Source organism: Vibrio sp. 10N.239.312.D08, from assembly GCF_041466145.1.
GTDB classification, from domain to species: Bacteria; Pseudomonadota; Gammaproteobacteria; order Enterobacterales; family Vibrionaceae; genus Vibrio; species Vibrio crassostreae_C.
The window spans coordinates 24,451-43,843 of record NZ_JBFSSD010000022.1; the positions used below are offsets into that span (position 1 = coordinate 24,451).

Sequence of the window (19,393 nt, forward strand, 5' to 3'; positions counted from 1 at the left end):
AAACTCTCTCTGTTGGCCAAGACTCACTTTATTTCTTCCACCATCATGCATCACGGGTACGTAATAGAGTTTATTTTCGCACGAAACGGGGAGCACTTGAGAGATTAGATAGCCATTCAGAGGCGTAATTGTTGGAGATGTACGGTTCCAGATCGTTGCTCGATACGCCATCAGACTTGCTTCCGTGATGGTAGTTCGATGAATACACGGTAATGGTTTGGCTCATGCTCTTCTCCCTGTTTTTGAATGACGGTTTATGTACCTGAACTTTTATTCTATGGCTGCACACTATTTTCCCCCCCTTTCGATCAATGTGTGTAGGGCATATATCACTCCAAACCCCAAATGGGGGGCGAGGGAAGTAAGGGGGTGGATACTGGAGATATCTAACGAACAGAGTGAGATATTTAATGCAAACATTTAAAGCGGAACTGCACTCGGCATTCACATCAAAGACCGTTGAATTTAAAACGGACAAAACAGGTCTAGCTCTAGTGAGGCTTGCTAAAAAAGAGCTCAATTGTACTGGCTATAAGCTTCAACTTGTTGTTCATTCCGGTGACTTCAAGCAATGGGTGGCACCTGATTTCAGTATGACGTTAACCCCCATTCATTGATTTGGTGGTCAAGGTCGCGTCGCGTTAATACAGAGCGCATCCAGAATATAAGGGCTTTACGATGAGCAAGAAAGAGTGGGCTATCTTCAAGACGTGCCGGAAGCGTGATCAAGGTATTCGCGGTTCAGGTAAACCTGAGTTTGTGAATGTCATTGAAAGAGATTTGGGTATCCATGTCAGTCGTGATGCGGCGGTGCGTGCCTTGGTTGTCAACTACTACCCGGAACTCAACGACTCGGATATCGAGCACATTAAGAGGGTATCAAAAGAATTTCTAAGAGGGACAATGGGGCATTACAAGATCATGACCTGTTAGATTGATGTCATTGATTGTCACTGAGGTGATACTGTCTGTGTGAGATGGCACTGCGCTCTCTAAACTCGGCATGCTAACAACGCTTACTCCCCCCAACTCCCCCCGTAAATGCCTCTGAAACCCTAAATTGCTGGCCATCGTCTCGTTCTGGGGGGAAGGCATATTTCATTACGCATAATGAACCTGTCCTCAACCAATAACAGGTTCATATCATGTCAATTAATACAGCAACGAATACAGAAGAAAACACAGCAACGATTTATGAAGTCCTTGATAAAGCCAATCAGTTCACAGGCTTCGGCGTAAGACTGAACGGTCATGCGGCAGATGTGTTCGGTATTGATACCGATGAAAGCTTTGGCCATTCAGAAGAGGCTCATGACTTTGCAGAGCAATGCAAATATGAAGCGGGAGCAACCATTGTTTGGGCCTGCAACAAACCGTGGTGGGCATAGTATGAGTATTCAAGCGAGTCCAGAAATGGCGAAAATGATCTGCGTTAATCCTGACCACATGGAGGGGGTCACGGTGACTGACCTTCCTGATGACAAATTGGCCGTCATAGAGCAAGTAACAATTCCGTCGTTTTGCTATGACAACAGCGCTCTGGCTTTGAATTTACTGAATGCAGACTGTGTGGTTTACGGGGTTGCGATGGTGAATTGTGGCGGCACTTGGCTACCGATAGAACACTGCTGGCTCAAACTGGCTGATGGCGACTATGTAGACCCTACCTATCAAGTATTGGCTAAACTTAACGAGCGAAAGTATGAAGTTATCTATTACAAACTCTTTGAAATAACATCAGATTTGATGAGTGAAATGAAACAGGCTTATGGTGAACTGAGTCGCTTTGTTGGCGTAGAGATGATGTGGTTCCGACGCTCGACGGCGTATCGACAATATTTTCTAGGTTGATTGTTGGTGACAGGGCTTTTTAGAGTGAATTATTAAGCAACTATATTCATATATTTGATTGTCATTCAGAGGATTTGGGGGTATAACCCCCGTGTATTTTTTAACCAATTCGGTGTGTAAGAAATCCAATTGCATAAACTGTGCATATTTTGACCTGCTATTTCCGCTTGATTACGTTCCCTCACTGTCTTTCCATGACAACACCGTTTCTTTGCATTGCTTCAAGTGAAGTTGTCATACCTTTCCTCTATCATCTGAATAGTATTCGCGCTCGTGTTCCCAATGTGGCTTAGGTTTAAGCGTTCTGTGTTTGGTTTGTGGTACTGAGAGCGGCTGTTGGGTCATACGGGAATGGATGTGCTGGTCTTTAAAAGTACCAATGAAATTCGTCCATGATAACGATGGGCTTTCCCGCACGTTTGTTCTTAAAGAAGGCACCTCGGGGGAGTTGGTCATTTGGGTGGAGTTTGTGCTGCCACTCTTTAAACGCTGCCGTTTTTAATCGATACGCTTTGTCTTGTTCGGCTTTTGCAATGATATGTTTTAGTTGTGCCGCAGTTGGGCTTGTTTGTGTATGTAACATGGCAAGTTCCTTATCGCTAGTTCGTTAGTGAGTCGTCCAGCAATGACAATGGCCAAGCATACGACTCGATTTGTTGGACGGCGACTTCAATGTTGTTATGCAGCTCTTCTAAACCCATCGATTTCGCACAGCGCTCTTTGGTGACAAGGAAATCTTCTAGTTTGGCCGCTGCTAAGGATTGTTCGAGGTTATCTCTGGTAACCTGTTTGCCATGATTTAAGCAATTCTCTCGATACTCGGCCACCAGTACGATATCAGCTGGGTGAGAGGTGATCCAATTTTCAATGACTGACATTTCAAGGTGGGTTTTACTCGCCATGAGTTGACCTAATTGACCGAATGATACGAGGATTATCGTTACAGAGAACGCGAGCACTGATTTTAGGGTAAAGCTCGTAATTTTCTTTAGCATTGTGATGTCTCCAATTTCTGACGATATCCATTTATAACAAGAAGGGCTCGGTGAAATTTCAATTAGCCGCAGAGATTCCTGCCTTTATTTGCAGTAAAGTTCGGTGACTTGTGCATCCTCGATGTCCTCCCAGGATCTTGAAACGGGTTTGGGCTCGGATAGGATATCGTAGGTGCCATCGTAACGTTGCTTGGCGGCGTAACCGATGTAGGGCTCACCGATACGTGGTTTGCTATGTGATTCACTGTATGGATTGACTGGCTTGTAAGGTCGGCTGTTGAATGGCATACCCAAAATATCTCCGTCTTGATCGATGAGTCCGAGAAATTGATTGTTATCGTAGTGGACAGATACCACTGAAACGGCCATTAAGCTTGTCGAGATTTTGATTTCGCATTGAAGCTGTGTTGCCATGTGAACTCCGTATGTCCGTGATGGTGTTACATTGTTTTGGCTTTCGGTGACTAGCGACCAACTAGGCCGCTAGTTCATGGGTACTGGAGACGACGGTATTAAGCGGCTATTGGTAAAGCGTAGTTCATCGGTATGTGCTTGATATTGGCCGAAACCAATGCTTTTGCCACGGGAGGACAAACAGAATTACCACAGCGTGCGACCTGTTTGGCTTTGCTGATTTTCTTTCCATTTTGGTCAAATTGAAATTGATAGTCTTTTGGAAAGCCTTGAGCCAAGAAGAGTTCATGGGGCTCTAGCATTCTCATACCGATATCGATCACTCGATAGATAGCACCGTGCATCTTAACCATCACTTCGCCCCGCACGACAACGAGCCCAAAGCGCTCTTTGGTGGTTAACGTGTGAACTGGCGTAGTGATGTCAGTGCCGAAATTAGAACCAAAATACTTAATGAGAAAGCTGTTGACGATCCCTAAGTGATTGCCACCAGCGCTCACTGTATGAGCCGGTTCACTCACTGTATGCCCAAGATTGGTGCCTCTCATCTTAATAACGTGACTGGTAGTAACTGTGTCCACGTCTTGACCAAACAGGCGTTCATATTCAGCGCGTGTCCCTCCCCATCTTTCAGTAGATTGAATCCATTCTTCATAGGTGGGAATAATCGATTTTTCGACGTTCGCTGTCACTAATGCGTTGTGGTCGACGCCTGTGATCGTCGCTAACGGATCATTGATATCGGCACCAGAACATCCTGAAAAATGTTTGGCCATGAACGCTAACAACTCTTGGTTGTTGTCCTTGACCGATGGCGAGTCATTATTTTGCTCATTGGGGAATGCTTGCTCTAAATCTGCTGACACAACAGCAAAATGCCCCCCTTTCACCTGAGCGCAAATGGTTCTTAACGGCTCATCGATTGGCATATTACGTTGACTGCTCGCATTGGCGTGTTCGGTAATGAATGGTCGTTGGTTTTTGTGCTCGACGATAAAAGGCGCATCAGAATCAAAAACGAATTTTTGTAACCCCTTGGAGATACGAGCCATGGTTTTCTCTACCAATGGCTTTTTACGATTGAATATGGATTTTACAGGGATAGTCCAATCAATCACGTCGGCAGCAACCTTTTGTGGGGCTAATTGATTATTGATTGCTGGATCACCGTGACTGACTTCTGGCCATTCAATCGGTTGTCCGTCATTTCTCATGACCATAAACAAACGCTTTCTAATCGTTGGTACGCCGTAGTCACTTGCCACTAGTTCACGGAAATCAACATCGTACTGGAGCCCTTTGAACAGTTTGAGCTTCTGCTTAATGTCGTATTGAATCCCACAAGCAAGTACGCATTCTTTCCACGACGGGTCACGAGGGGATAACCCTACCGTCAGCGCTTTGGTGAAATCTCTGAATGTCTCTCCCTTACGATCAGGATCTGGTCGCCAGTCGCCGTGCTCATCTTGTAATAAGGGACCCCAAGTGCTGAATTCTTTAATTTTCATAATATCGATATTGAGCGGTAAATATTGTCAGTTTGAGTCTTTGAATCTTGTGAGTGTGACCCGAGTTAGTGGAGCGCATCGCTTCAGATGCTAGAGGAACGATAAGTCATTAATTTATCAATTTAGTCGAGTCAGTAGCTATGTTATCCGTTCAATCTGGCGTCTTCATCTAACACCTCTAATGAGTGAATATGCACTTAATCATTAGGTGCAAGAATTAAGATGGAGAGAGATACTGCCAGCTAAGACAGTTATACTCAGAGCTGTGCTGACTGCACGGTTAACTAGGATCTGCCCCAAAGCTTGATAGAGAGGGAAAAGGGCTTGTAAGAAGTAACGAACAAAGAAAGGTAAGCAGTTATATCTGTTCTGATGAGATATAACTGCTTCTTATGTGAGAGGGTAAGGCTATTTTACTTCGTACCTAAGTAGAACTTCATTATCCAAAACAACGTTTGTTGACCAAATGAAGCTAGCTCCAGCACCACTGAATTTATCAATAAAGTTCATGTAAGATTTCTTGTTATTCACACCAATTTCATCTTCTGAGTATTCAGTCGCTTGCGGCCATGAAACTGCGTCAAAATCTTTTGCCATCCAGTTACTTGGGGTTTCCCAATGAGCTGCATAAGCATTTTCACCGTTATCTGTACCTTGTGTTGTACAGTTCTCCGATAGTCGCTTCCCATCAACTTCACTTAGGCAACTTAAATCATAGATTGGTGCAGTATAAAATGTCTGAGCTTGCCAGTCGGAACCTGTCACTGTGCCGTCACTAAAGCTTGCGATAAAGCCACCATCGCCTGGGTGGAATGCTTTCCCACGGTTATCTTCTGTACCTAAACCTAAGTTTTCTTCCCAATCAATTACTTTTACAGCAATCGTGTATGGCTTATTTACTTTAAACTTTACAATACTAGAGTTAAACGGTGTGAAAGGTACAGTGTCTACTGCTACGAGCTGACCATTAATATATAGCTCGAAATAGTTGTCAGCAAAGATGTAACCAGTGATCTCTTCACCATCTGAATCAATAACAGCCACAGGCACAGAGGCTTCATCCACATCGGCTATGCTTTCGGGTGTGATATTGGCGCACTCTTCATAAAGATCGACCGCTTTTGGCGCAGTTGTGAAATGGTTTTGAGCAGGGACTGTCCATACTTTTCCATCTGCGTCAGCAATTTCACCGATGCCTGCAACACGGCTTCGACCATTCGCACACTCAAAAAGGTCTGCTTCTACTGTTTTTGCAAGACCTTGGGTAATGCTAGCTGATCCTTTGTAATCACTAACTGTTCCAGTTACTGTTAGGTCGGAGGATGGAGAGCAGCCAGCTAACAGTAAGGCGATAGACGAAAGAGCGAACACTTGAGTGTTTGGAGTAATCATAAATAAAAATCCTGAAGAAAATATGAAGCTTAAGTGTAGTTTTAGTCTCAACAAATCACAATGTTGAGCTACATAAGTAATTGGCGCATATATTAAACGATGCACTGTAAATTACAGTAAACGATGTGCAATTTTCAGTAAATGGATTTCTACTCCGAGCTTTCATATCTAGTCGCTCGTAACTCAGAATTGTCCGTGCGACCTGAGGTCGTATGAAGCGTTGTTCACCGCTTAACGAGTGAACCATCTGTATCACCAGATGAACCTACGAGCCTGAATAAAGCAGCGGCTCGGACAATGTAACGAAACTTGGCCGTTGGGCTGAGTGGGAAAAGAATCGTGAGAGGACGTTCCTCCTGAAAACCACAATTCGGGTAAGTGCTAGGTAGTCAGTATGATGAACGTATGTGAATCCATTCAGTGCGACATGAAGTCGTATGAATCGTTGTTCGCCACGAAAAGAGCGAACCATTTGTATCACCAAATGACCCTACGGCTCTGAATAAAGAAGCGAGCCTGACAATGTAACAAAGTCTATCTGATGGACGGGAACTGAATCGCGAGAGGAAGCTCCTCCTGATAACCACATAAATCGGGTAAGTGCTAGGGAGTCAGTATGATGAACAGAAGTGAATCCACGTCAGATGCGTAATTTCACAAGCAGCGGAAGTGGTTTAGACGCTGTAGCTAAATAAGCAACGAGAGTAGGAAAGAAGTTTGTGTGTATTCTTTCGTGATCGAAATGCTCTCCGCATTATAGTGGGCATCTACCCTGACATTACGAGACATACGGAACATGGTAAGCCTGTATCACTCCCTCTGGGAAAGCTTATGTGGCCGATAGTGATGCAGGTAAAGGAGGTTGGAGAAAGCGAAAGCTGGATTGTAATGATGCAGATACAGGCACATGCCTGATCACGAAAGTGAGCCCACTTCCAACTGGTCTCCCGTTGCGAGAGAGTTTGAAGAACTTTATTAAGGAAGAAAAGCAAATGATGATTTCGAACGAGATTAGTGCATCTTCTGACAGTGCACAATGGCAATCCATTAACTGGAAGGCTGTGGAGGCGCATGTCTTAAAGCTCCAAATGCGTATCGCAAAGGCAACTAGAGAAGGTAATCACGGTAAAGCAAAAGCCTTACAGTGGATACTAACCCATTCTCGTTCAGCAAAACTTCTTGCTGTTAAGCGAGTATCTCAAAACAAAGGTAGTAAAACGCCTGGAATAGATGGCGTGCTCTGGAATACAGATGCACGTCGCATGAATGCAGTGAATCAATTGAGTCGAAAAGCTTATCAAGCTAAACCACTCAAGCGTATCTACATCCCTAAAAAGAACGGTAAGCTTCGACCACTTGGTATTCCTTGTATGGCAGATAGAGCGCAACAAGCGCTCCACCTCCTTGCTTTGGAGCCTATCTCGGAAACAATTTCAGACCCAAATAGTTACGGCTTCAGACCAAACCGAAGCACTACTGATGCAATAGCGCAGTCTTTCTTATGCTTGGCTCAAAAGAAGGCAGCTAAATGGGTTCTTGAAGGAGATATTAAATCCTGTTTTGATAAAATCGGGCACCAATGGCTTCTTGATAACATCGCTGTAGACAAGCGTATGTTGGAACAATGGTTGAAGTCTGGTTTTGTAGATAAAGGGTTGTTTTATCGTACGGAAGAAGGCACGCCACAAGGTGGCATAATTTCTCCAACATTAATGCTAATCACTCTCGCAGGGCTTGAACAACAAATAAAGTCCTTGGCTCTTAAGAAGAAAGCAAGAGCCAACTTTATTGGATACGCTGATGATTTTGTTGTCACTTGTACATCAAAGGATGTATTAGAGAACGACATAAAGCCATTGATTACTGAATTTCTACTAGAAAGAGGTCTAACACTTTCCGATGAAAAAACACGCACAACTCATATTGATGATGGATTCGATTTTCTAGGGTTTAACCACAGAAAATACAAAGGAAAGCTACTCATAAAACCGAGTAAAACCAATGTACTGTCATTCTTAAGTAACTTGCGTAGACTCATCAAAACTCACGCAACGATCCCCGTAAATAACCTTATCAAAATGATAAACCCCAAAATACGGGGATGGGCGAATTACTATCGCCATTGTGTTGCTAAACGAGTTTTCGGATACGTTGGACACCAACTATTCCAAGCATTATGGCTCTGGGCTATTAGGCGTCACCCAACTAAATCAAAAAGTTGGGTCACCCATAAGTACTTCATCAACCGAAAAGGCCAATGGCAATTTCACGGTTGGCAGAAGATAATGAATATGGATTGTCAGTTCAATCTATTTCAAATAGCCAAAGTATCAATAGAAAGACATGTGAAAATCCGAAGTGCCGCAACGCCATTTGACCCTCAGCACCAAGAATACTTGGCGAAGAGAAAATTCAAAAGGAAAGCTCGCAACTCTTGGAACGATCCTGTTTTAACTGCTTTATAAGTTGCTGGGTATCAAACGATGCCTTTGCGGAGGCTTGAGCCGTATGCAGTGAAAGTTGCACGTACGGTTCTTATATGGACTCTCGGCTGTCGTCAATCAAATCTTTCTAGTAAAACATGTTAGATGCGTTCTTATATACGGGCTACTATGAGGAGCTACCTCGCCCTAAAATGTAATCGCACCAATAGGTCAAAATCTTAGGGACGGTATTTTATTACCCTAGAACCGAGCTGACTTTTATTGGTTGGTCTTACCTGTTTTACTGTCGATCTTTGTTGACTGGACACCTTTTAAACTATGACTTCTGGCTCGTATTCTGAATCAGATTTCAAGATAGCAAAAGCGGTTCGAACAGTTTTGTTTGCTAGGGCTATTGCTGCTACTTTCTTTCCTCTTCTAGCTATCAAAGCCTTAAGCCATTGCTCTTTATGTGTTTTAGGTGGACGATTAACAACCAAACTAACAACAGAAAGCGCCCCTTGATATAACGTGGCTCGGAGTCGCTTGTCTGCACATTGTTTAGAAATATGCCCAATGTGTTCTTTCCCACCAGAACTATGCTGCTTTGGTGTTAATCCTATGCTAGCCGCTGCATTACGCCCATTAGAGTAGTGCTCGCCCTTGCCTAATCTCAAAGACAAACCTAAAGCACCAATAGGGCCTACACCTTCAAGTTTCATTAACTTTTGGCACACTTGATTTGATTCAATAGTCCCTTTCAAAGAAGATGTTATTGCATCGGCATGTTCTATCTGCACTTCTAAATGCTCCCATAGACTCATAACAATTTGTCTAAAACTATCAGGCAAATCATTTTCAGCGTCTTCTAAAATCATAGGAAGGTTTAGACGTAAAGAATTAATGCCTTGTGGAATAACAATTCCAAACTCTAATAACAAACCACGTATCTGGTTACTTTGAGCAATCACATGAGTAAGCGCTAAACTTCTTGCTCGTTCTGTTGATTGCATTGCCTGCTCTTCCACCGATTGAATACGTACACTTTGGATGTGTTCTAGGGGCGCAGCTGTTGCTATCGCAATGGCATCATTTTTATCGGTTTTCTGTTTTGTCTGAAATCCCTTAACAATTCTAGCATTGATGACCTTTACTTGATGGCCAGCACGTTCAGCATAACGAGCCCAATAATGTGCAGTAGCGCAGGCTTCCATCGCAACCAAAGACTTCGTTTCCTTTACTAAAAGCTCTTTTAATCGTTTTCTTGATACTTCCCTGTTATAAATGATTTTACCTCTAGGGCTAACCTTACAAACTTGGAAAACACTTTTGGCTAGGTCAATCGCAATAATATTGTCTTTTTCCATAATATGAACCCTGACTGTCACTGCTGGTATGAAATTTCAATGTAGCTCCCCGAAGGGAGAGAGTCCATACATCTTAGGGAGACGGCACTTGGTAACAAGTGTCGTCCACCCGACAGGTGCGTTATATGATGAAGCAGCGGAAGTGGTTAATACGCTGTGGCCAAAAGGCAATGAGAGTTGGAAAGAGGTTGGACAGTACTTTTTCGTGGTCGCCGTACTCTCCGCACTATAGTGGGCATCTTATGTGGACTCCCCATTGTCAACAGTAATCGTCAGTAAATCAGAAATAAATGCGCACTTATGTACGAGCTCAACAAGAGCAGCTAACTCAGGCTCTACGATATTTACGCGAGTTAGTAGCAAATCTAAGCTACGAGTTCAAGACTCTCAGATGCCCGCTGCTTTGACTAACTGATTTTCATCCAATTTATGCATTTTACTGTTAAGACAATTTACTAAGATACTAACGGTTCAGCTTTATATTCCGTACCTTGAGTTAAAATAGCAAATGCTGTTCTGACATTTTTATTTGCCAACGCTACCGCAGCACACTTCTTACCTCTACGTTCAATTAAATTTTTTAGCCACTCTTCTTTTTTTGTTTTCGGTGGGCGATTGGCAACCTTGCTTACGATCGACATCGCACCAGTAATCAATTGGCTTCGAAACAGAGTATTTTTAAAACCTCTTCCTATCGAACCGATTTTAGCTATCCCCCCATTTCTTTGTTCGCTGGGGATTGGATAATGGCTTGTGCGGTTTTAGGGGGGGGGGGAGGGGCATAGTTCAGTATCTGCACTACTCAGTGTGGTGTACTCATTCTTAAAGCCGTACTGTCAACTGGCTATGGCCGTAGGCGGTTTTGCGGGAGGCAAGAGGTAGGGGTCACATTGCAAATCCTGAACGCAGCCCTGAGTTCTAATCGATCGTGAAAAAGCGATATTTATAGTGGGAACGCATGTGCGGGTAGTGCGACCCCACTATAAATAAATCAATCGCTGTGCTCACAACGCCGTATGTCAAAATACTTCAACACTGCCACTCTTTACTAGACGATGAACGTCAGTTCGGTTTCAGTGATTTTCACTTTAAGATTCTTCCAAGAGTTGTCAGCTAAGGTCTTCTCAATCGTGCCTAAAGGGAGGTGTTCGCCAAAATCGTCGCCACCTGCGATGTCCCTTGAATTATCCCACCACTCATCATCATCCAACTTAGGATCACACCCGTTGGCATATTGAATGTTGTTCTCAAAGTCATTGTTTTTTTGACTGCCAACGGTTTGACCAATGTACAAGCCTTGGTCTTTGGCAAGGAAAAACTGGGTTTTATTGTGCTTCTTACAGAATTGGACAAGTTCTTCCACTTGCTGACGAGTAAAGATTGCGATTCCCATAATGAGTTCCTTTTTTTGTGGATGTCCTATCAAACTACGCGAGCAAATTGGGGGGAGCAAATCAGCACCAGGCGGAAACGGGGGGAGAAATGAACCGAGCAGAAATTATGTGGGGAAACAGTTGGCACCATAAATAGCCTTATTCATTCGTATTGCCATTAAATCAACTTCGTTAATTATCTCTCCCCCGTTTCATTCACTATCCATTGTCATGATTGCCCTGCCAGCCAGTTCGGGGGGAGTGGCATTCAGCTCTCCCTATGATGGGCCATACCTTATGTACCCACATCACTTGGAGATTGACGATGATTAACTCTATCCAAACCGATATCCAAAAGTTCGCTGAAACAAGCAGCATGGAACTCTATCTCTCACTGGCATTATCGACTAGCAATCTTACGAAAGATGACTCCGAACGCTTGAGCGTTTTGGTTCAACAACACAGTAACACCCACACACACGTTCTAGAGCGAGAGTATGGCTACTTTATTAAGCTGCAAGCCGCTGACCCCGATGACTCAATGAGCAGTGAAGGTCTAACCCTCAATACGATGGATGGTATGAGTGACACATTTAATCAAATCATGGCTTGGGCAACGTCCAACCACATCGGCTTAATTGAATTCGACCGAGACGCCAATCAAATCCCTTTGTTTGAGACTTTCGATTGGTAACTGCGGGTACGTTTAACCGCTTGTTCACTGCCAATTCGTTTCATTCCACATCCAGTATCACAACCAACACTAAGGTGATGACCATGACAGACACAATTCAAATGCAAGATATCGACGCGACTCCACAGACCCAAGATCTATTAACGCTCGGTGAGCTTAAGGAATTCATCGACCAGTCACTGGCGAACGGGAGTACAGAGGAATCCATTGTTTACAACACTGGCATTCAGGTGTTTCAGTGAGGCTCAATGACGCTGGTGGTCTGTGTCTCGACGAATACGGGTATGAGCCCGAATAAAGCCGAGGTGATTTATGAGCATTATTTTGTTTAGCAGCATTAGTCATGGGGTCTTGCGTACCTCATTGTCGAAACAGAGCTACCGAAGTCGTGCAATTTACATGAGCATCGATGGCAAGCCACCTCGGTTTGTCATCAATCACAACGTGTCGTTGGACAACGGTCATGTCATCCCTATCGATAACCTTGAAGCTGTGAAGCGAATGACTCAACAGTTAGTCGAGACACAAGGGAGGTTCTTCGCGATACATGGCCAGTTCGATGATCCGTTTGCACTGTTAGCGTATATGGATAAGTACCAACTTAGTTTCTCTGAAGATTCCAGACACCTCAAGGTGTCGGTGTCGAGTGAAGGGTTTACCGACATTCGTGGCAACTTAGAGCAGCAGTCTTGTGCATTCAGTTTTCGTTTTTATTGCGATGATGCGCTTGGAGAGTGGCTAGACATGGCGCTGTGCGTTGACCCAAATACGATGAAATATTGGGAGAGAACCGCATGAGTAAGGATCTGAAGAAGCAATTGAATAATGTCATTGAAAGTATGCGGTATCAATTTGGGACCCATTCATTTCTCGATATGTTCATCGACTATTGGTGTTTCTTACATACCGAGATGTACCCACCGAGCGAGACGGTTATTGAACAGTTGTCCGTCCCTGATATCCAGAAGGATTGTCAGCTGATGACGCACTTGATATGCAAGTTGGCCATAGAAGAAGGCGAGACGGATGTTCTTGGGGACTTGTTATCCAAATACTCCAGCTTGGCGCACACCAACGATTTTTTCCCAACACCAATCGCGCTGGCAAAGCTCTTAGCTGGCTTGAATCGCGCAGGTATGAATGAAGATAGTGGGGCAATATCGTTATATGAACCTTGTGTGGGTTCTGGGGCTGTCACCCTGTCGTTCATCGAAAATGAATACTTTGATCACCTCGATAAATCGAGCCCTTTGGACCACTTAACGGTGTGTGTCGAAGAGATATCTGAACTGTTATGCAAGGCATTTTTAATTCAATTGCTTTTGAAGTTACAGCATCTTGAGTATGTAGGGGGAAAACCTGCGCTTCCGGCCAGCGTCGTCATTCAGCAGATCGATGTCATTTCAAGAAAACAAAGAAAGGTCTGTTTTAATATGGAATCACCGGAGGGTTAGAAAGAAACCATGTATATGACATGAAATCGGGTAGGGACAGGCAAAGAAAAAGCCCAAATATCGGTGAGATGTTTGGGCTTTTACGCGTTCAGTTAATGCAGCGTGACCAATTGGTTAGATTCCGTTGGCGCGTATTTCATTAACCAATTTTTATAAATGAAGTAAGAAGAAACGGTCGACACATATTCGTCGTTCTTTGACGCCCATTCTTGATACGTTAAGTTTAAAGAAGCGGTTTTCTTTGCCGCACAATACTCTGCTTTCAAAAAGGATTTCAACGACTCAAAACTGAAATCGAGGATCTGATAATGTTCCAAAAACATAATGATGTTTTCATCAAATGTTTCAAATGGATTCGATGTGGTGTTTAACTCGTGCGTATGATGTAGTTGCATAATATTAACTTAGTATTCTTATCTTTAGTTAAACCAAACTTTCGAATGGCTATAAATGTTTAGGAAATGCGTAGACGTACACTCCTTTACTTTTGATATATCTACTGTTTGCAACGTTTGACGTAGTTAGTTTTTTCTTTTCTTAAAACCTTCGGTAAAACAAGGCTTTAAAACAACCACATTCGCTATAAAAATGTGAGTGCTCTTATTATTATTTTTGTTATCAAATTATAGCATTTTTTAGTTTTTGGACTTGTTGCTACTGTCGTACAGTGTCCGTCCATGTAAAACAGTATGCAGATGAGTGTGGTACAATATGTCAATTAACGGAAAGAATTTTAAGACTTAGTATAAAATTTTGAATAAAGGTAACAATATACTAAACCATTAAAGTTTCCGTTAACTCGAAACAAAACCATTCTGTCAATTATTAACGCCTTGCTAAGTGGCAAATGAAAATGCACTCAATTGCATTAATATCTGTTTACCAAGATCCCCTGAATTCTTCAACAAAATTTGGTATGTTTTGGATTGATTCTCATAATGGAGACTTTATTACATTTTCATTTGGAATCTTCATTCAAGTAAATTGTGCAACGGTGAAATCTAATGAGTCATGTTTCATGGCTTTTTGACTTGAACGGGTTTCTATTTTACCCCCCGTTTACCCACTGAACCCTTTTGAACTATCGTACGATTCAACTATCGGGGGGATACGAAGAAACGGACTTACATAATACTCCCATCCCCACAATGAGAGAGATGATTATGGAACGTTTAAATGTTATGGATTCAGTTGTAGCATCATTAAAAGACGGTGAGGCAACGTTCATTATGACGGCAAGCCCAAAGGGTGAAGAGTATGTGTACTCCGTTGGCGTGTCGGTCAGTACAGATAACGCATTCGAGATCGCCATTACCGGCTTAAGTCCAGAACAAATGCACTTCTTCGGAAACCATTTTGCTCAACACATCAAAGAACGCGTGATTGAGTTAGATGAACCTATCACTTATGTTGAAGAGGTATTCAATGTGCCGGTTGCATTGGTTAAAGTATCTCAAGAGCATATGCATGATGGTACGTTCACCGTTGCTGAAACCACGCTGGACATGACCGACAAGCAAATTCCGATGTTTCAACTGGTTTTACCCGACCCAAATGGCCGCTTTCCGTGGCAAGAGCACGTCGACTCAAAATGGAAAAAGTATCAAAGCATCTTCTTTGATGTGCAACAGATCGAAAACTTATACAACTAGATAGAAGAACATCCATTTCTCCATATTACGACTGTTATTTGACCAAGGATGGACAATTTCAACCCATGAATAGCTATGTATTTCCATGCAGTAAACGGGCGGGATCTTACTTTATTCAGATCCCGACTGTTTGGTCTGAAAAGGCCACTGACAGTGAGTATTTCTCTACCTCTCGTTATCAATCCCCTAAAGCAGTGCAGAAACATACGTTAAAGCGCAACTCGCGTATATTTATGGCGACATGCGAGCTGCATTAATTCTCGCGTACCCACGATGGGTAAAGAAGCTTAAGTATGGGTGCCAAGTGTCAGTGAGAGAAACACAACGAGTCAGTAGAGGAAAGCCATACCCAGTATTCGACGTATCTTGGACTGAGTTTACATCTGATGAATTTGGAGTAAGGACGTCGAAGCGGAAGAGAACATCACGGTCTTATAATGTCGAGAATAAAACAGAAGTTGCACACAACGTAACTTTATTTGTGGCCAGTCTTCGCGCAGAGACAACGGCCAGTGTCCTACACCACTCGGCTCTGAACTTTGAATACGACCTGAGTGAGTTAACGCGCTCTTAGATTAACGAAGATAGGGGATGGGTATTTACATGCGCTGACGATGAACAGTCTCATCAGCTCATGGTTATTGCTCATCTCGGTTATCGTCTACGCAAAAGAACCCTGCTCTTAACTGCGAACACGCTTCCAAGAAAGATTCTGTCTCTTGTCGACTGACATTGTAATCCAGTCTATGGAGTGCCTTGAAGTGGATCTCGCTAATCACATCACAATGCTTAAGAACCCAATCGGGTAACTTGTATTTAATCGAACGCTTCATCGTACTAATACCACCACCCTTTGCGCCGAGTTCTTTCATGCGACTTTCTAGGTATTTACCTTCTGCAACAATCGCAAGAATCCGATCATTGAGTGTGTCAATTGGGTACTCAGGCGGTGAGGCATTCGGCTGGTGGTTTGATGATTGGCACTGAGCGCTACATAAAAGCTCATCTTCTGCTTGGCCTTCTAAATAGCGCTGCAGCTCCACTTCAGGAGAAAAATCCACGATTTGCTTATGATGCTCAGTTAAGTCACCGCTAATGATCCCTCTTGACGCATAGAGGTGCGTCAATTTATCCGCTACCTTCTTGCAGCATTCAGCGTCAAATTTATTGGTTTCATGCTCAGGACATGACATTTTGTGGAAAATCGCATTTACTTCGTCGCGAACATCATTACCGTTAGGTGTAGGAAGCAGATGCGTCAAATTGAGTTCATCAGTGCTTGCTTTGTTGTCACGTCCCTGTTTTTTGTTACTCATAAGCCACCTAACTGCAATAAGATTGGAGTGATAATTTTCTAATAGTTTTGAATATAGTAATTAAGGGATCTGCTATTGGCAAATAGGCATCTTTAATAAACGTCTTACCGGATCATGTGCATAATCCCGTGTAATTAAAGGGCTTACAGCTATCTAATGAGTGAATGCTTTTGTTTATAGAGATATCAATGGCTTATGCAATTGCTCTAGCCAAGTTGATAATTTCATTGACTCAAATCATTCGTTGTTTTGAATCCGGTCACATTTATTGGCACAAGATCAATCTTTGTAGCATTTGCCATTGCGAATAAAAGAAACACAACATACATCACCCCCTTCGATTACGTGCTTGTTGGTACTCCACGAACTGAAACGCATCCAGTATATGAAGATACTTCAGTTACCCTGCTCAAATATTATTCAACAATAACATTTTATGTTATCGCATATAGGGGTAGGCTCCTTTGCCATCACTCCACCACCTGCGTGAATATTGTCTTTGAACGACATTGAAAGCACGCTCTTCGCAATCATGTCATCCATTTCACTTGATATTCAGGGAGAGTGACATCACAGAAGCAATCCTGATGTCACTTTCCCTGACAAGTGCCAGCTTTTAACCAGCATGACGTCTATTTCAATTCCAGCTCGGTATCTGCACGCAGCTTGATGGCGGTTTTAACCAGAACTTCTGCCCAAAAGTCCGAGCTCAGAATCTTCATCATGCTGAATTTAGCTTTGGTGTAGTTCTGTATGTCCGTGACTTGGTATTCATCTCTTAGTCCTTCACGGATCTCGAAATGCGTTTTCACTTCGTCTGCAAAGCCTATATCGACAGCTTCAGCCCCGGTCCAGATGTAACCGGTAAAGATGTCCGGGTTATCCGTCATCAATTTCTCGCCTCTACCTTCAATCAAGGCATCTTTAAATTCTTCGAACAGCGGCTGGAGGACATGCGTCTCAATGTGCTTTGTTGCTTCTGGGTTTTCAGGTAAAAATGGGTCCAAAAGCGCTTTGTTTCTACCCGCCGTGTACGTTCGTCTTTGAACTTGAACTTGTTCAATGAGTTTGTCGAACCCCCATGTATCCATTCGTACCCCGACACTGCCAATCAATGAATTTCTATGTGCATACACCTTGTCAGCGGAAGAGCTGATGTATAAACACGCAGAAGCACACATTTCTCCTATCGAAAAATAGACCGGCTTATTTGTCGTTTCTCTCATGGACATTAAGGTGCGATGTAAAATCTCTGCCTGCACGGGACTCCCACCAGGTGAATTGGCTTCGATTAAAATCGCGTGCGCGAGAGGGTCTTTCATTGCTTTCCTGATGCTTTCTGAAAGTATGGTGCCGTCAGCGGTAGGGCTGCCTCTTTCTACCGCTCCCTCTAATTGGATTAAGGCGATATGTGGCACTGGCATATTGAAGTAATGGCTTCTATATATGGTTTGACCAACGGCAAACAGTACACCAAAGACAATGAAACCAACCTTAATCCGATTTAGGTTGTGAATAGACCGGTATCGCTGCGTAAACTCTTTGAGGTTTTCTCTCAATGACTTTGGTTCTTGATTCTTCTTTTTAAATATCCGCATGTTATTGATTACCTATGTCTGTTTAAAAGCGTTGGAATTCACGCATGATCGTGGTGGTTAATAGGATGCATAAACCAATGAAAAATAGGGGTAAATATCGCCAGAATCCGCCATCAATGATGGGGACAACAAGGAAGACCCATAGTGAAAAGAGAATGATGAATATCATGCGAAAGGCCAGTGCCGCTATTTTCACGTTGTGCTGTGTAAAGGCGTAGATTCGCTTACGATATTCGTAGTAAGAATCACTCATGAACGCGAAGATAAGCACCCCGCCTAAAAGAAGCCATTCCATGAGTACGTTCAGTCGAAGTATGCTGCGATACCACCACATCTTTGTGTTATCCACCAGCCGCTCTGATATGCCTGCAATAAAGACCCCGGACCCATTTGTTTTTTCAGGTTTGATATAAAATCTATCAATGACATTGGAGATGCCCGTATCGACCATCGTCGTCTGGTATTGACCGTTTACACGGTCGAACACTATTTCTGATTGCTCTTCGGTCATTGTCGACTGAACAATGGACACCTCATCGATGACGTCGGCTCTAAATTGCTCCGCTGACATACCAAACCAGCAATACAACAAAGAAAAGAACCAGATCATAAACCCCAGTCTTACCCACGGGTTTAGTATCGAGACACCATCACCGAGTAGGGCTTTGTTACCTTCGTCGATAAAAGATTGGGTATCATGCGCCATGAGCAGCCTCCAATATCTTTTCAGGTTTGAGTAACAGGTCTAACAAATTCACCGAGCGAGGATCTTCGAAGGCGTAGGGTGCGATACCCATTGTATTGAGTTCAGGACGACCGAAGAGTTGAGGGAGCAGTAACAGGCTCAGTTGGCGACAATGTTTCTCGCTCTCTGAGGTTAGTTTTCTGTCAATGACTTCCATGCAACATACGCGGCTGGACGTAGCAAAGTCTGAAAATGAACAGCGAATCGGGTCCCAGATTAGGTCGCAGCCTGCCTTTGTGTCTTCTGATGTGACCATGACTTTGAACAGTTCTGAGGTTCGGTCAAACACTTTCAAAAAGATGTGCTTGAAGGCGACTTCCTTGCCGTGTGTCTCATAATGCTCATCCCATGTATCGGCCATCTCTCGCAATACCACGTCAAGTAAGAGTTCTTCTTCTCCTTCATTGAAAGAAGCTGGCACAACGTCACCGAATAACCTCACTACTCGCATTTGAACCTCACCAAGAGACGGCCAAATAAACGCTTGATAATTCAATCGCTCGCTCAACTCTTTATCGATCGTTCGATTCAGATAAACGCTGGCAGTAATTTTTTTGAATTTGGTCGATACTTTCATAATATTTCCTTAACGTGGCTCTACAGGCAGGCGG

At 43.3% G+C, this 19,393-nt stretch carries 24 protein-coding genes and 1 pseudogene; 11 read left to right on the forward strand and 14 right to left on the reverse strand.

Going from position 1 to position 19,393, the window contains the following annotated elements; genetic code table 11:
- Positions 1-70: 70 nt before the first annotated feature.
- Positions 71-226, reverse strand: coding sequence for a hypothetical protein (locus AB6D58_RS13270; RefSeq protein WP_372134445.1), 156 nt, complete (start codon positions 224-226; stop codon positions 71-73).
- A 184-nt stretch (positions 227-410) separates the two neighbouring features.
- Here AB6D58_RS13270 and AB6D58_RS13275 point away from each other — a divergent pair, with 184 nt between their 5' ends.
- The 4 genes from AB6D58_RS13275 to AB6D58_RS13290 all read left to right on the forward strand — a co-directional run bounded on the left by AB6D58_RS13275 (position 411) and on the right by AB6D58_RS13290 (position 1,851).
- Positions 411-617 carry a hypothetical protein gene (locus AB6D58_RS13275; protein WP_081230226.1) on the forward strand — a complete coding sequence of 69 codons (207 nt, stop codon included), beginning with the start codon at positions 411-413 and terminating at the stop codon, positions 615-617.
- 61 nt (positions 618-678) lie between these two features.
- Positions 679-933, forward strand: a complete 255-nt coding sequence (locus AB6D58_RS13280) for a hypothetical protein (protein ID WP_102305693.1) — start codon at positions 679-681, stop codon at positions 931-933.
- 212 nt (positions 934-1,145) lie between these two features.
- Complete coding sequence (locus AB6D58_RS13285; protein ID WP_102305692.1) at positions 1,146-1,388, forward strand: hypothetical protein; 243 nt, start codon at positions 1,146-1,148, stop codon at positions 1,386-1,388.
- Between the two features lies 1 nt (position 1,389).
- Positions 1,390-1,851, forward strand: a complete 462-nt coding sequence (locus AB6D58_RS13290; RefSeq protein WP_372042082.1) for a hypothetical protein — start codon at positions 1,390-1,392, stop codon at positions 1,849-1,851.
- Positions 1,852-2,218: 367 nt separating this feature from the next.
- Here AB6D58_RS13290 and AB6D58_RS13295 read toward each other — a convergent pair whose 3' ends face one another.
- The 5 genes from AB6D58_RS13295 to AB6D58_RS13315 all read right to left on the reverse strand — a co-directional run bounded on the left by AB6D58_RS13295 (position 2,219) and on the right by AB6D58_RS13315 (position 6,160).
- Positions 2,219-2,434 (reverse strand): hypothetical protein, encoded by a 216-nt coding sequence (locus tag AB6D58_RS13295; protein ID WP_372050540.1) that lies wholly within the window; start codon positions 2,432-2,434, stop codon positions 2,219-2,221.
- 16 nt (positions 2,435-2,450) lie between these two features.
- Entirely contained in the window at positions 2,451-2,846 is a 396-nt protein-coding gene (locus AB6D58_RS13300) for a hypothetical protein (protein WP_154723879.1), read from the reverse strand.
- A gap of 84 nt (positions 2,847-2,930) precedes the next feature.
- Positions 2,931-3,260, reverse strand: coding sequence for a hypothetical protein (locus AB6D58_RS13305; RefSeq protein WP_372050541.1), 330 nt, complete (start codon positions 3,258-3,260; stop codon positions 2,931-2,933).
- 98 nt (positions 3,261-3,358) lie between these two features.
- Entirely contained in the window at positions 3,359-4,768 is a 1,410-nt protein-coding gene (locus AB6D58_RS13310) for a DNA cytosine methyltransferase (protein ID WP_372157508.1), read from the reverse strand.
- A gap of 408 nt (positions 4,769-5,176) precedes the next feature.
- Positions 5,177-6,160 carry a hypothetical protein gene (locus AB6D58_RS13315; RefSeq protein ID WP_372105001.1) on the reverse strand — a complete coding sequence of 328 codons (984 nt, stop codon included), beginning with the start codon at positions 6,158-6,160 and terminating at the stop codon, positions 5,177-5,179.
- Between the two features lie 992 nt (positions 6,161-7,152).
- On the opposite strand from AB6D58_RS13315, the gene ltrA reads away from it, so the two are divergent.
- Positions 7,153-8,625: a group II intron reverse transcriptase/maturase gene (gene ltrA, locus AB6D58_RS13320; protein WP_182796477.1), complete on the forward strand. Its 1,473-nt coding sequence runs from the start codon at positions 7,153-7,155 to the stop codon at positions 8,623-8,625.
- Between the two features lie 290 nt (positions 8,626-8,915).
- On the opposite strand, the gene AB6D58_RS13325 is transcribed toward ltrA, so the two are convergent.
- A complete protein-coding gene (locus AB6D58_RS13325) occupies positions 8,916-9,950 on the reverse strand; it encodes an IS110 family transposase (RefSeq protein WP_008222359.1) in 1,035 nt (344 codons plus the stop codon).
- Positions 9,951-10,038: 88 nt separating this feature from the next.
- Between AB6D58_RS13325 and AB6D58_RS13330 the strand changes: the two genes are divergently transcribed.
- On the forward strand, positions 10,039-10,182 hold the full coding sequence (locus tag AB6D58_RS13330) for a hypothetical protein (RefSeq protein WP_198598752.1): 144 nt from the start codon (positions 10,039-10,041) through the stop codon (positions 10,180-10,182).
- A gap of 223 nt (positions 10,183-10,405) precedes the next feature.
- Here AB6D58_RS13330 and AB6D58_RS13335 read toward each other — a convergent pair.
- Both AB6D58_RS13335 and AB6D58_RS13340 read right to left on the reverse strand, forming a co-directional pair.
- Positions 10,406-10,687: pseudogene (locus AB6D58_RS13335) on the reverse strand (IS110 family transposase); the annotation flags it as partial.
- A 311-nt stretch (positions 10,688-10,998) separates the two neighbouring features.
- Positions 10,999-11,343 carry a DUF3085 domain-containing protein gene (locus AB6D58_RS13340; protein WP_136987140.1) on the reverse strand — a complete coding sequence of 115 codons (345 nt, stop codon included), beginning with the start codon at positions 11,341-11,343 and terminating at the stop codon, positions 10,999-11,001.
- Positions 11,344-11,648: 305 nt separating this feature from the next.
- Here AB6D58_RS13340 and AB6D58_RS13345 point away from each other — a divergent pair, with 305 nt between their 5' ends.
- From AB6D58_RS13345 to AB6D58_RS13360, 4 genes are all read left to right on the forward strand, one after another.
- A complete protein-coding gene (locus AB6D58_RS13345; protein WP_372157510.1) occupies positions 11,649-12,017 on the forward strand; it encodes a hypothetical protein in 369 nt (122 codons plus the stop codon).
- Positions 12,018-12,100: 83 nt separating this feature from the next.
- Positions 12,101-12,259 carry a hypothetical protein gene (locus tag AB6D58_RS13350; protein ID WP_372134443.1) on the forward strand — a complete coding sequence of 53 codons (159 nt, stop codon included), beginning with the start codon at positions 12,101-12,103 and terminating at the stop codon, positions 12,257-12,259.
- A gap of 70 nt (positions 12,260-12,329) precedes the next feature.
- Entirely contained in the window at positions 12,330-12,815 is a 486-nt protein-coding gene (locus tag AB6D58_RS13355; protein ID WP_372134442.1) for a hypothetical protein, read from the forward strand.
- Positions 12,812-13,471, forward strand: coding sequence for a hypothetical protein (locus AB6D58_RS13360; RefSeq protein WP_154723881.1), 660 nt, complete (start codon positions 12,812-12,814; stop codon positions 13,469-13,471). Before AB6D58_RS13355 ends, AB6D58_RS13360 begins: the two co-directional genes overlap by 4 nt.
- Before the next feature lie 92 nt (positions 13,472-13,563).
- Here the strand turns inward: AB6D58_RS13360 and AB6D58_RS13365 are convergent, their stop codons facing one another.
- Complete coding sequence (locus AB6D58_RS13365; RefSeq protein ID WP_102305682.1) at positions 13,564-13,866, reverse strand: hypothetical protein; 303 nt, start codon at positions 13,864-13,866, stop codon at positions 13,564-13,566.
- Positions 13,867-14,634: 768 nt separating this feature from the next.
- On the opposite strand from AB6D58_RS13365, the gene AB6D58_RS13370 reads away from it, so the two are divergent.
- A complete protein-coding gene (locus tag AB6D58_RS13370; protein ID WP_162299039.1) occupies positions 14,635-15,123 on the forward strand; it encodes a DUF4262 domain-containing protein in 489 nt (162 codons plus the stop codon).
- A gap of 638 nt (positions 15,124-15,761) precedes the next feature.
- On the opposite strand, the gene AB6D58_RS13375 is transcribed toward AB6D58_RS13370, so the two are convergent.
- The 4 genes from AB6D58_RS13375 to AB6D58_RS13390 form a co-directional block, all read right to left on the reverse strand.
- Positions 15,762-16,439 carry a hypothetical protein gene (locus tag AB6D58_RS13375; RefSeq protein ID WP_372157512.1) on the reverse strand — a complete coding sequence of 226 codons (678 nt, stop codon included), beginning with the start codon at positions 16,437-16,439 and terminating at the stop codon, positions 15,762-15,764.
- Between the two features lie 632 nt (positions 16,440-17,071).
- Complete coding sequence (locus AB6D58_RS13380) at positions 17,072-18,037, reverse strand: S49 family peptidase (protein WP_154723885.1); 966 nt, start codon at positions 18,035-18,037, stop codon at positions 17,072-17,074.
- Between the two features lie 22 nt (positions 18,038-18,059).
- Positions 18,060-18,743: a DUF4400 domain-containing protein gene (locus AB6D58_RS13385; RefSeq protein ID WP_372069091.1), complete on the reverse strand. Its 684-nt coding sequence runs from the start codon at positions 18,741-18,743 to the stop codon at positions 18,060-18,062.
- Entirely contained in the window at positions 18,733-19,359 is a 627-nt protein-coding gene (locus AB6D58_RS13390; protein ID WP_086715022.1) for a hypothetical protein, read from the reverse strand. The genes AB6D58_RS13385 and AB6D58_RS13390 overlap by 11 nt, the downstream gene beginning before the upstream one ends.
- Positions 19,360-19,393: the final 34 nt, after the last annotated feature.